The organism is Haloarchaeobius iranensis, from assembly GCF_900103505.1.
Classification (GTDB): Archaea; Halobacteriota; Halobacteria; order Halobacteriales; family Natrialbaceae; genus Haloarchaeobius; species Haloarchaeobius iranensis.
Genome location: NZ_FNIA01000007.1, coordinates 14,046 through 26,289, shown reverse-complemented (window position 1 = coordinate 26,289; position 12,244 = coordinate 14,046). Strand labels below are relative to the sequence as shown.

The following is a 12,244-nucleotide window of genomic DNA, read 5'->3' as shown; positions in this document are numbered from 1 at the left end:
ACCGGTCCGTCGAAGTCGCCCGCCCGCACCCGCCGGCGATTCGCGTAGAGACCGGCCGCGTCGAACGGCCCGAGCAGCACGTCCGCCGTCACGAGCCGCCGTCACGATTCGACGTGTCCAACCAGACCGCGAGCTGGACCTCGTCGACGAGCTCGTCGTCGACGCGGTAGTGGCCCTCGCGCGTCGACTCGACGGACCAGCCGGCATCCTCGAGGAACCCGACGGCGCGCTCGTTCGTCGCCGGCAGGCGCTGGCACACCTTCAGCAGGCCCCGTTCGCGCGCCCAGTGGAGACCGCGCTCCATGAGGACCGAGCCCAGCCCGTGGCCACGGTACTCCTCCAGCACGCCGACGGTCAGCTCGGCGGTGTGGTCCATCATCGGCGAACTGATGGCTTCGACGTGGAGCCAGCCGACGGCCTCGGCGTCGACCGTCGCGACGAAGAACACCCGGTTCCCAGCCTCGTTGTGCCGGAGGAGCACGTCCTCGCGGGCGACCTTGTCGGCGAGCCGGCGCGCGACGGCGTAGGCGTCCTCGGCCGCGATCGTCTCGACGACGCCCACGATGCCGCCCATGTCCTCCTGTCGCGCCGGCCGGATGGTCGCCTCGACCCCGTCGTCGAGGTCGACGGTCGACTCGTCCTCGTCCATCGGGAGCGCGACCCTGAGTCTGCCGTCGCGTTCGGTCAGGTAGCCGTCGCGCTCCAGGGCGGAGACGTGGTGTCTGAACTCCTGGAACGACATCGGCGTCGACGGCGGGAGGTTCGGCCCGGAGCGAGCGGGTTTCGAACTCGTCTCGGGTGTCACCAGCACGTTACGGCGGACCGTCTCGGGCTCCACCGCGCCCTGTGACTCCACGTACTCGTAGATGCGTCGCCGTCTGTCGTGCTCGAACTGCTCGAAGCGACCCATGGGTCACTGTAGCACGCTCTGCCGGATAGCTGTTCGCCCGGCAGCGTCCCGCCAGGGCCTGCGTCAGGGGCCGAGGCACCGCCCGGAACCTGCCGCCATCATCACGGTGGCGACCAGACCACAGGAGCCGGTATCACAAGTTCCATGCCGCCTCGCCGCGCAGTGGGCCGTACTCAGGTGGACACCGGCATGGAGAAACGCGAATACAGCGACGACTACCGAGACAAGACCCTGTACATCCCCGGCCCGACCGAGGTCCGCGACGACGTCATCGAGGCGATGGCGCAGCCGATGTTCGGCCACCGGATGGACCGGATGACGGACCTGTACACGACCATCGTCGAGGACACGAAGGCGTTCCTCGGCACCGACAACGACGTCGTCATCCTCACGGCGTCCGGAACCGAGTTCTGGGAGGCCTCGACGCTCAACCTCGTCGACGAGAACATCCTCGTGCCGACGTGTGGCAGCTTCAGCGAGCGCCACGCCAACGTCGCCGAGCGACTCGGCAAGGACGTCGACCGACTCGAGTACGAGTGGGGCCAGGCGATCAAGCCCGAGGACATCCGCGCCGAGCTCGAATCCAGCGAGAAGCACTACGACGTGGTCGCGACCGTGATGAACGAGTCCTCGACCGGCGTGCGCAACCCCATCGAGGAGATCGGCGACGTGGTCGCGGACTACCCTGACACGTACTTCGTCGTCGACGCCGTCTCCGCGCTCGGCGGCGACCACGTCGACATCGACGAACACGACATCGACGTCATCTTCGCGTCCTCGCAGAAGGCGTTCGCGATGCCGCCGGGGCTCGCCGTCTGTGTGGTCAGCGACGACGCCTACGAGCGCGAGGCCGAGAAGGAGACCTCGTCCTGGTACGGCGGCTTCCGGCGGACCATCGACTACTACGACCGGAAGGGCCAGACCCACTCCACCCCGGCCATCCCGGTCATGCTCGCCTACCGCGAGCAGATGAAGCACATGCTGGACGAGGGCCACCGGGAACGGAGCGAACGCCACCGCGAGATGGCCGAGTACACCCGAGAGTGGGCCCACGAGCACTTCGACACCTTCCCCGAGGAGGGCTACGAGTCCCGGACCGTCTCCTGCATCGAGAACACGCAGGGCATCGACGTCGCGGCGACCATCGAGCAGGTGAGCGAGGAGTACGACTTCGTCTTCTCGAACGGCTACGGCTCCCAGCTCGGCGAGCGGACGTTCCGCATCGGCCACATGGGCGAGCACGACCTCGACTCCATTCGGGCGCTGACCGACGCCATCGAGGACGTGGCGGGGCTGTAGGTCCCGCACCTCGCGGCTGCAGGGACGTCAAGCTATTTGTCCCCGGTCCGACGAGTGCCGGACGATGACCGACACCAGCGACGCCACCGGGGCGGCACGCGAGTTCGCGGACCGGTTCCTCGACCGCGCGTTCTCGGACGCCGAAGCCCTGCTGACCGACGAGGGCCGGGATGCGGTCGTCGAGGCGTTCCCCGAGGAGTTCCGCGACGACTCGATGACCGCCGCAGACGCGTTCGAGGAGTACTGGTGGGGACTCCACGGCCAGTACGGCGAACCCGAAGCTATCGCGGACCTGACCGTCGAAGACGGCGACGCTCGGGTTACCCTCGCGTTCGAGAACGGCACGGAGACGGCTCACCTCGCCATCGCCGAGGAGGGTGTCGCCGACCTCCGGTTCGACCCCGAGTACGAGCCGCCGGCGTACGCCGACGACTCCGCGTTCGCGGAACGCACGGTGACCGTCGACGCCGGCGATGTCGACCTCGACGGCATCCTCACCGTGCCGACGGGCGAGGGGCCGTTCCCCGGCGTCGTCCTCGTCCACGGGGCCGGTATCCACGACTCCGACGGGACCGCCGAGAACTCGAAGATACTCAGGGACCTCGCGTGGGGGCTCGCCAGCGAGGGTGTCGCCACGCTCCGATACGAGAAACGTCTCGCCGACCACGAGGTCCCCGACGAGGAGTTCACACTGGACAGGGTGGTCGTCGACGACGCGGTCGCCGCTGCCGAGCGCCTCGCGGCGGCGGAGGTCGACGGCGACTCGGTGTTCGTCGCGGGGCACAGCCAGGGCGGGATGGCCGCGCCGCGCATCGTCGAGCGCCACGGTGACCTCGCCGGCGGCGTGGTCCTCGACGGCCGCGCCGACTCCGCCCTCGACCCCGACGGCCTCGATTTCATGCGGTACGAGTTCGACGTCGAGGGCGACATCGACGACGAGGCGCGGGCCGAGATAGCGGAGGCCGAGGCGACGTACCGTCGGCTCGCCGACGGCGAGTTCGACGACGACGAGACGATCATGGGCAAGCCCGGTGTCTGGCACCGGAGCGTCGGGGAGTACGACCCCTCCGGCACCGCGAGCGACCTCGACGTGCCCACATTCGTGCTGAAGACCTGCGGTGCCGACCACGACTCCCAGCCGGAACTCGCCGATTTCTTCCACCGGGGGTTCGAGGCCTGGCGGGACGCCCCGCTCCCGGCGGGCAGTCGTGTCGAGCGCTACGAGGACGTCGACCACTACTTCCAGCCCGTGAGCACGCCGACGGGCTTCCTGAGCCTCTACTTCGGCGGGAACGTCGCGGGCGCGGTCGTCGCGGACCTGGCCGGCTGGCTGCTGGACACGGCCCGGATCTGACCCTCGCTCGGACCGGGGAATCAGGCGACTTATGACCGACGGAATCGAGAGAGACGGACGTCAACGTGGATACCGAGACCCCCGACGACATCCCCGACGACGAGCGCGAGGCGCTGCTGACCATCGGGCACGGTGCGGTCGTCACCTCCGGCGGCCAGTCCCTCCAGCGGGCGCTGACGACGGCGACCGAGTACGCCCTCGCACAGGGGCTCGGCCCGGTCGTCTACGGCGTCTACGCCTTCGCCTGGCGCATCACACAGCTGCTGTTCCGGCTCGTGAACTTCGGGTCGGTCGGCACGCTCCAGCGCTACCTCGCCGCTTACAGTGACGACCCCGACCGGCAGGGGCGCGTGGTGGCGCTGGCCTACCTCACGACGGTCGTCGTCGGCCTCGTCCTCGCAGGCGGGCTGTTCCTCGGCGGTGACTGGCTCAACAGCGCGACCGTCTCGCACCCGGAGTTCCCGCCGACCGTTCGGCTGTTCGCGGCCCTGCTCGTCCTCGTCGGGCTGGTCAACATCCACGCCGGCATCCTCCGGGCGATGCAGTCGGCCCGCGGCGAGGTGCTGTTCAACCGGGTGCTCCGACCGGCCGTCAGGCTGGTCGGAGCCGTCGGCGCGCTGCTGCTCGGTTACTCGGTCGTCGGCGTCGCCGGCGCGTTCGTCCTGGGGATGGCCGGCCTCGCACTCGTCGGGTTCCCGGTGGTCGTCTCGGCGACCGGTATCCGGCCCGTCCTGTCGGGGATTCGGTCCGAGGCCCGACGCTTCTACAACCACTCCGGCCCCATCGCGCTGAGCAGCCTCGGCAAGGTGTTCCAGAACCGCGTCGACGTGATGCTCGTGGGGTTCCTGCTGACCGCGAGCGCGGCGGGGGTCTACAACGTCGTGCTCGTGCTGGTGTCGCTCGCGTGGATACCCCTGCTCTCGTTCAACATGCTCCTGCCGCCGGTGGCGTCGGGCCTGTACGCCGACGACGAGATGACGACGCTGAACGCGGTGTACTCGGCGGTGACGCGGCTCATCGTCACCTCCGTCGTCCCCATCCTCGTCGTGCTGCTCGTCTACGGGGAGGCGATTCTCTCGGTGTTCGGGCCGAGCTTCACCGCCGGCTACGTCCCGCTCGTGGTGTACCTCGGTGGAGTGCTCGTCGGCAGCGCGGTCGGTGCGACGGGCTGGCTGCTGATGATGACCGACCACCAGTACGCCCGGATGGCGCTGGACTGGCTGCTCGCCGTGCTGAACACGCTGCTGACGTTCGCGTTCGTCCGCGCGTTCGGGCTGGCCGGCGCGGCGCTCGGCACGGCCGTCGCCATCGCCGTCCAGAACGGCATCCAGGTCGTCCTCCTGCGTCGCTTCGAGGGACTGTGGCCGTTCGACGCGACGTTCCTCAAACCCCTCGGTGCCGGCACGGCGACGGCGGGCGTCATGTTCCTCGTCCGCGAGAGCCTGGCCGGGGGTGCCGGCCTCGTCCTCGGTCTCTCGCTGGGGGCCGTGACGTACGTCGGCACGCTCGTGCTCCTCGGCGTCAACGACCGCGACCGGCTCGTGGTGGCCACCCTGGCCAGTCGGTACCGCGAGGCCATCGTCGTGAGCCTCGGCGACGGTCGCTTCCGGGGCAGGTGACTGCCGGGGGCTGGGCCTTCCGAGCCACGACGCGTGCACCGGCGACCGATGCGAGGTCCAGCGACCCAGCGCCGGGTCGGCCGACGGCCAGCAGAATCACTCGTCGCGGCTGCCGTAGGACTCCTCGCCCCACCCGAAGTCGGACGTCGCGTCGTTCCGTTCGAGGTAGTCCTCGAGCACCTCCTGGACCGCCCGTCCGAGGTCGTCCAGCGCGCCGTCGATCGTCGACACCGTGCTCGATGAGAGGGACTCGGTGGCTTCTCGCTCCCGCCAGTCGTCCGGGACCGTCGGGGCGTCGAAGCGCAGGCGGTCATCGGTCGGGTCCCAGTAGAAGTCGAACGCCTGGAACAGGCCGAGGTCGTCGACGGTTCGGACCTGCTCGTCGTCGAGGGTCGTGTACTCGGTCCACTCGTTGAACCCCTCCTTCCACGCCCCCTCCTGGAGCAGGTCCTCGATGTCCTCCCGGTAGAAGTCCTCCGAGCCGAGCGTCTCTTCCTGCCACTCGAAGCCGCGCGGCATTCCTCGGTTCGAGAGGTCCGGCGAGTCGGGGACCTCGATGTCGGGAGCCATACCGGTAGTTCGACTGGCAGCACAATAAAGCCCACAGCGACTTGCCGCGGAACACCACCAGCCGGCTCGCCTGGGGGGCACGTCCAGCTGTCGGTTCGAGAGGGCAGCACGGCGGACTCGACAGCACGGACTGACGACTGACGGTCGCAGAATGTACGCCCGGAACACTAACGGCCGGTCTCATCCCGAGGCGGCGTGCCAAGTCGACCGGGAAACCCTCGTGCCGGGCGGGCAGTGTGCCAGCACCGCCGGATGCCGACCGGCGTGAACCTGGTCGGCGGGCCGCAGAGCGGCCGGCGCGATGTCGCGTGCCTGGGTTCTCCGCCGGTTCATCGCTCCCGAAATGGATTGGCTCGGGCGGGGACTAATGGCACGCAGCCGAGGATAGCCGGCGGACGGGGTAAGGTCTTGCGGGTCGGACGCTCAGACGGTGTACTCGTCCTCGCGGATCTGGACGAAGCCGTTATTCAGGAAGTTCCGCTTGCGCTTCTTGTACTTGTAGACGAGCTTCAGGCCGCCGATGCCGCCGGAGAAGTTCGTCTCGATGAGCTCGCTCGCCGCGTCGGCCATGAGGTCGTTCGCGATGCCGAACGTCCGGTCCCAGTCGTCCGGCTCGTAGTCCTTCACGATGTCCGCGAAGGAGAGGTTCCGGACGAGCTCCTCGCCGATGATGTTCTTCCAGACGTCGTTGTACCGGTGGAGCGAGTCGACCGCGGCGAGGCGGCCGGCGAGCTTGCCCGAGCGCGCGGCCACGTGGTAGCCGCCCTCGTGGAACGCAGAGGTGGTACCCATCGCACCGCCGGCGACGGCGACGCCGGCCCCGACGGGCGAGTCGATTGGGTTCGTCGAGGAGATGGGGTACGTCTCGGTCCCGCCGGACTTGCCGCGGTCCTCGACGAGCGGGAAGTCCTCCTCGATGTCGTACTCGTCCCCGTACTCGATCTCGAGCAGCCTGCGGATGTACTCGCCGGCACGGGGGAGGCTGTCGTCCTCCGGGTCGAGCAGCCGGTACGCCTCGGGGTGCCCGACGTCGTCGAGGGTCATCCCGATGGGCATCGTCAGGCCGATGCGTGCGATGTTCTCGTCGTTCGGGAAGATCCACGGGTAGGCCGTCTCGCCGGGCATCCAGCCCCACCAGAACTTCAGCATGTTCTCCTCGAACACCTCCTCGGGGACCCGTCGGTGCTCCTGGTAGGCGATGTGGTTGGCCTGCGTCGACGCCATCACGTCGGCGACGCTGCGGTCACCGGGGAGGAACTGGTCGAGCGTCGGGATGGTGACGGTCCGCTGCGGGCCGTCGGCGAGCACGAGGTACCGCGCGGCGACGTCTTCGCCGTCCGCGAGGTGGACGGTGTGGCGGTGCTCCTCGTCGAGGTCCGAGTCAACGCCGCTGACGGAGACGCCGACGCGGTACTGTGCGCCCTCGTCCTCGGCGCGCTCGCGGAGCCAGTCGTCCATCCGGGCGCGCTGGAAGGTGAAGCCGAACCGGTCGTACGACGAGTCGATGCCCGTGCTGTTCATCCGGGTCGTCGTCGCGGGGCCGACGAAATCCACGCCGTCTAGCTCCTGCAGGACCACGTCGTCCGGCAGCTCGGAGACGTCGAGGTCCATGAGGTCGATCCAGTAGTCGAGCATCCCCGCCGCGTCGGTCGAGTCGGGGCCGAGCCCCTCGCGGTCGGCTCGCGGGACGCCCTTCTCCAGCACCACGGTGTCGGCACCGTGGTATGCCGCCTCGATGGCGGCACTGGTCCCCGCTGGACCGCCGCCGACGATAGCTACGTCCACGTGTTCCATACCCAGACTGGTTTCATGGCGGCGTATTAAACCCCCTGAACCGCCTCGGCGGATTTTTCACGGTGCCAGCCGCAGGTCGGGACATGACCGACGGAGCCGACGACACAGACGGCGCGTCCGACAACGTGACGCTCGAGCGAACCGACGGCGTGGGACGCGTCACCCTGGACCGCCCCGATGTGTACAACTCCCTCGACGCGGCGACCGCGCGGGACCTCCGCACCGCGGTCGTCGAACTCGCCGAGGACGACGACGTGCGCTGTCTCGTCCTCGGTGGCAACGGCCCCGCCTTCTGCTCGGGGGCCGACCTCGGCTCGTTCGCCGGCGACGAGACGGACCGCAAACGACTCGACGCCGTGGCGACGCCGCTGCACAAGGCCGTCGAGACGCTCGCGACGGCGAAGAAGCCGACCGTGACGGCGGTGAGCGGCGTCGCGGCCGGCGGCGGCCTCGGACTCGCACTCGCCGCCGACGTGGTGCTCGCTCACGAGGACGCGCGGTTCGAGTTCACCTACACCCGCATCGGGCTCTCCGGGGACGGCGGCTCGACCTGGTTCCTCCCGCGCCTCCTCGGCTACCGGCGTGCCCGGGAGTTCGCGCTGCTCGACGAGCCGATCTCCGCGGCGGACGCCGCCGCCGAGGGGCTCGCGACGGAGGTCGTCGCCGCCGACGAGTTCGACGACCGCGTCGACGAGGTCGCACGGGAGTTCGCGTCCGGCCCGACGAAGGCCTACGCGAGCATCAAGGGACTGCTCGCCCGCGGCGAGGACCGCGACCTGCCGGCACAGCTCGCGGCGGAGAAGGATACCATCACGCGACTCTCGGGCACCCGGGACTACGCGACGGGCTACGAGGCGTTCTTCGGCGACGAGGAGCCCGAGTTCGAGGGCGAGTAGCGCGCGACAGCCGGGTGGTGGCGTCTCAGTCCCGCAGTGCGACCACGACGCTCTCGGTCGGACTGCAGTCCCGCCGGCGATACGTCGGCTCGTCCCCCGAGCGGTCCACCACGAACAGCTCGAAGGTGACGACGAGCCGGCCGTCCGCGACCGTCGCCCGACAGACCGGGCCGACGCTCGTGACCGCGACGTAGGGCGGCGCGGCGACGGGCGCGGCCCGGAGTTCGTAGCCAGCCGCCTCGACTGCACCGGCGAGCAGCCCGGGGAGCCCTTCGAGCGCGCCGGTCTCCGCGAGTACCTCCCGGAGCGGCTCGACGACGCCCGCACGGTCGGTCGGCGGCGTCTCCCACGCCCCGGCGACCTGGTCGGCGCACGCCGCGACCGCCTCGACGAGGTCGGCGTGGTCCGCGACGACGTGTGAGCGGGCACGGGCTGTGGCCTGAGAGCGCTGGTCCTCGGGTGGCACTGCCGGTGCTTCACCCGCCCCCGACAAGAGCGCAGCGGACCGTCGCGACCGCTGTACCCTGGCAGCGACACCGGCAACGGGTGCTCTCGTCCGCGCTCCCGCGCATCGCCGACGGACCGCGACGCCCATCGCGGCGGGCGAGCGCTGCTACCACCGGACGGAGTTCAAGCCGCTGCTGGAGGCCGGCGCGGTCGATATCGTCCAGCCCGACCTCTCCCACGCCGGCGGCATCACCGAGTGTACGCGCATCGCTGACCTCGCCGAAACGTACGACGCCTCGCTCGCGCCGCACTGTCCGCTCGGCCCGGTCGCCCTCGCGTCCTGCCTCCAGGTCGACGCCGTCGCACCGAACGCGCTCATCCAGGAGCAGAGCCTGGACATCCACTACAACGACACCGCCGACGTACTCGACTACGTGACCGACCCGTCCGTCTTCGACTACGAGGACGGGTACGTCCAGGTGCCCGACGGGCCGGGGCTGGGAGTGACAGTCGACGAGGACGCCCTCGCCGCAGCGAGCCGGGAGCCCGACTGGCACAACCCCGTCTGGCGACGCGCAGACGGCAGCGTCACGGAGTGGTGAGGGATACCACAGCACCGATAGGTCAGAAGGATTTTACGTTTGGTCGGGAACTCGTTCGTATGAACGAGACCTCCAGACGACGGCTCCTCGCAGCGACCGGTACCGCCGCCACCTCGGCCCTCCTCGCGGGCTGTTCCACCGATTCTGGGGACGGTGACGGCACGCCGACGGGAACGGCCGGGCCGGCGACCGACGAGACCGCGACCGACCAGCAGGCGACCACCACTGAAGCGACCGACGCCGGCGCGGTCGCAGGGTCCGGGCAGCTGCGCGACTGGATTCCCACCATGGACGCCTTCGCGGCCGAGATTCCCGCCGCGAACTTCTACGCGGCGGACATGGCGGCCATCGTGGAACAGCGTGACTCCTTCTCGGCGGGGACGCTCGAGCAGATCGGCCGGACGCTCGTCGGCCCGAGCCTCGTCGACGTCGTCCCGCTCGAGCGACGCGGGCAGGTCGTCCAGATTCCTCCCGCCCGGACCGTCGTCCTCGAGACGGCGATGAGCGACGACGAGCTCGTTACGGCACTCACGGACGCCGGGTTCTCGGAGACCGGGAGCCAGGGGGAGGCGACACTGCTCGAAGGGGAGACGAACGGCGTCGGGACGACGGCCGCGGTCGTCGACGGCGTCGTCGTCCAGAGCTTCGGTAACGCCGACAACTTCGAGCCGGTGCTCGGGGCGCGGGCCGGGACCACCGACCGGCTCCTGCCGAACAACAGCGAGCTCCGGACCGTCGTCGAGTCCATCGGCGACTCGGAGCTGCTCATCGTCTTCGAACGGCGGTCGGGCGACTCCAACGACGAACCGGCGCTGGAGGGCTCCACCGCGGCCGGCTACGGCTGGCAGTTCGGCGCGGACACGACGGAGCTCACGCTCGGGGTCACGTACGCCGAGGGCGAGATGCGCGACCCCTCGAACATCGCCGATTACTTCACCGAACGACCGGGTGTCTCGGACTACGGCAACTTCGAGAACACGGTAACCGGCCGAACCCTGCTCGTCACCGGTTCCGCCGCGACCAGCGAGTTCGACCTCCTCCAGTCCAGCGATTCGGGAGGCGAGAGCACCCGCCAGCCGCAGGTCCAGTGGGCCTTCGAGTTCGAGAGCGGGACGATGACCGTCACCCACGAGGCCGGTGACTCGGTCTCGGCGGCCGCGCTCACGCTCGCTGTCGGTGACAGTCCGGCGGACACCCAGTTCGCCGACCAGTACGACGAGGTCACCGCCGGCGACAGCATCGACGTTGCCGTCTCGGATGTCGAGAGCGGGACGACGGTGCGGCTCCTCTGGTCGGCGGACGGGAGCACCGTCACGCTCGGCCGAACGCAGGTTCCCTGACCCCCGGTCGCTCCTGTCGACGCAGGACGAGGTTCCGACACGCTTTTTAGGTCCGTGATCGGACATGTTTTCGATGCGAGAGCCCTCCAGACGAGAGATACTCTCGAGCGTCGGGGCGGTCGGTGCGACAGCCGCGCTCGCGGGTTGTCTCGACGTCAGTTTCGGCGGCACCGCGGATGCGCCACCGGCCAACGAGTTCCGGCGCTGGCTCCCCGCGCCGTCCGCACTCCGAAACGACGCCGTCACCCTGTACGATGCCGACGTCGCCGCCGTCGGCGAGCACCGGGACGCGATGGTGCCGAGCACGTTCGGCAACCTCGTCGAGACAGTCCTCACCGGTCCCTTCGCGCAGTACCTCGGGACGCAGCACCTCCAGGAGGTCGTCCAGCTGGTCCAGGAGCGGGTCGTGCTGGTCCGGACCGACCGTTCCGACGCAGCGCTCGCCGAGGCCCTCACCGACGCCGGGCTGTCCGAGGTCGCCACGTACGGCGACGTGCCGCTGTACTCACGGCGCGACGAGCCGGCGATGACGACGCGGATGGACTCGCCCGAGACGGACGACCCGGACTCTTCGACGGCGACGAGGAGCACCGACGACACATCCCCGGCGACGGGCACGTCGAGTGAGGAGTGGCCGGAGACCGTCGCTGTGGTCGACGGCGTCCTCGTCCAGGGAGCCGGCGAGCCCGGTCGAGACACCGTCGAGACCGTCCTCGACGCCCGAAGGGGCGAGGCTGACAGGCTGCTCGAGACGAGTGAGGCCCACGCGACGCTGTACGACCGGACGGACGGGAGCAACGTCCGCGCGGTTGGCCCGCCGGTGGTGGGTGCGGAACGGAACTTCCTCCCCGGCATCACCGGCCTCGCCTTCACCTGGGCGGTCGGGCCGTCGACGACCGAGTTCGCCGCGGTCTCCACCTTCCGAGAGGGCGAGGCCCCGCCGGCCGAGGGGTTCGAATCGTTCGTCCAGTCGAAGCTCCCGGCCGACCGGTACGAGGCGTTCGAACCGACCGCAGACGGGCACGTCCGGACGGTCACCGCGACGGTCCCCACCGACCGGTTCGCCCCCTTCTCGAGCGGCGCTCCGGAGGACTCGAAGACTGCTCCCGTCATCGAGTTCGAGTTCGACTACGACGTGGAGGCCGGGACCGTGACCATCGCCAACGGGGGCGGTGACTCCGTCGCCGCGGCACGGCTGCACGTGAACGTCGCCGGGTCCCGCGCCGAGACCCAGTTCGCGGACGAGCACGAGACGTTCGCCGCCGGCGACGCCATCACGGTCGACATCTCCGGTGTCGAGAGCGGCTCGGAGGTGCAGGTGGTGTGGACGAGCGCCGATGGCGATGCCGCCCAGATCGTCGCGGAGTCGTCCGTCCCGCGGTCGACGGTCGACGACGACTGACCGGGAGCGAC

The 12,244-nt window shown here is 69.8% G+C and carries 11 protein-coding genes; 7 read left to right on the top strand and 4 right to left on the bottom strand.

Annotation, left to right across the window (positions count from 1 at the left end):
- Nucleotides 1-88: 88 nt before the first annotated feature.
- Nucleotides 89-910, bottom strand: coding sequence for a GNAT family N-acetyltransferase (locus BLT27_RS07495; RefSeq protein ID WP_089732470.1), 822 nt, complete (start codon nucleotides 908-910; stop codon nucleotides 89-91).
- Between the two features lie 189 nt (nucleotides 911-1,099).
- On the opposite strand from BLT27_RS07495, the gene BLT27_RS07490 reads away from it, so the two are divergent.
- From BLT27_RS07490 to BLT27_RS07480, 3 genes are all read left to right on the top strand, one after another.
- Complete coding sequence (locus tag BLT27_RS07490; protein ID WP_089732790.1) at nucleotides 1,100-2,209, top strand: pyridoxal-phosphate-dependent aminotransferase family protein; 1,110 nt, start codon at nucleotides 1,100-1,102, stop codon at nucleotides 2,207-2,209.
- A gap of 64 nt (nucleotides 2,210-2,273) precedes the next feature.
- Entirely contained in the window at nucleotides 2,274-3,563 is a 1,290-nt protein-coding gene (locus BLT27_RS07485; protein WP_089732468.1) for an alpha/beta hydrolase family protein, read from the top strand.
- A 65-nt stretch (nucleotides 3,564-3,628) separates the two neighbouring features.
- Complete coding sequence (locus tag BLT27_RS07480) at nucleotides 3,629-5,182, top strand: lipopolysaccharide biosynthesis protein (protein WP_089732466.1); 1,554 nt, start codon at nucleotides 3,629-3,631, stop codon at nucleotides 5,180-5,182.
- A 96-nt stretch (nucleotides 5,183-5,278) separates the two neighbouring features.
- Here the strand turns inward: BLT27_RS07480 and BLT27_RS07475 are convergent, their stop codons facing one another.
- Both BLT27_RS07475 and BLT27_RS07470 read right to left on the bottom strand, forming a co-directional pair.
- Nucleotides 5,279-5,701, bottom strand: coding sequence for a DUF7992 family protein (locus BLT27_RS07475; protein ID WP_089732788.1), 423 nt, complete (start codon nucleotides 5,699-5,701; stop codon nucleotides 5,279-5,281).
- A 474-nt stretch (nucleotides 5,702-6,175) separates the two neighbouring features.
- Entirely contained in the window at nucleotides 6,176-7,546 is a 1,371-nt protein-coding gene (locus BLT27_RS07470) for an NAD(P)/FAD-dependent oxidoreductase (protein WP_089732464.1), read from the bottom strand.
- Between the two features lie 83 nt (nucleotides 7,547-7,629).
- Here BLT27_RS07470 and BLT27_RS07465 point away from each other — a divergent pair, with 83 nt between their 5' ends.
- Nucleotides 7,630-8,442 carry an enoyl-CoA hydratase/isomerase family protein gene (locus BLT27_RS07465; RefSeq protein ID WP_089732462.1) on the top strand — a complete coding sequence of 271 codons (813 nt, stop codon included), beginning with the start codon at nucleotides 7,630-7,632 and terminating at the stop codon, nucleotides 8,440-8,442.
- Between the two features lie 25 nt (nucleotides 8,443-8,467).
- Here the strand turns inward: BLT27_RS07465 and BLT27_RS07460 are convergent, their stop codons facing one another.
- Nucleotides 8,468-8,908 carry a DUF7988 family protein gene (locus BLT27_RS07460; protein WP_089732460.1) on the bottom strand — a complete coding sequence of 147 codons (441 nt, stop codon included), beginning with the start codon at nucleotides 8,906-8,908 and terminating at the stop codon, nucleotides 8,468-8,470.
- Nucleotides 8,909-8,966: 58 nt separating this feature from the next.
- Between BLT27_RS07460 and BLT27_RS07455 the strand changes: the two genes are divergently transcribed.
- The 3 genes from BLT27_RS07455 to BLT27_RS07445 all read left to right on the top strand — a co-directional run bounded on the left by BLT27_RS07455 (nucleotide 8,967) and on the right by BLT27_RS07445 (nucleotide 12,233).
- Nucleotides 8,967-9,491, top strand: coding sequence for an enolase C-terminal domain-like protein (locus tag BLT27_RS07455; protein WP_089732458.1), 525 nt, complete (start codon nucleotides 8,967-8,969; stop codon nucleotides 9,489-9,491).
- A gap of 59 nt (nucleotides 9,492-9,550) precedes the next feature.
- Entirely contained in the window at nucleotides 9,551-10,831 is a 1,281-nt protein-coding gene (locus tag BLT27_RS07450; RefSeq protein WP_089732456.1) for a hypothetical protein, read from the top strand.
- Between the two features lie 73 nt (nucleotides 10,832-10,904).
- On the top strand, nucleotides 10,905-12,233 hold the full coding sequence (locus BLT27_RS07445) for a hypothetical protein (protein WP_089732453.1): 1,329 nt from the start codon (nucleotides 10,905-10,907) through the stop codon (nucleotides 12,231-12,233).
- Nucleotides 12,234-12,244: the final 11 nt, after the last annotated feature.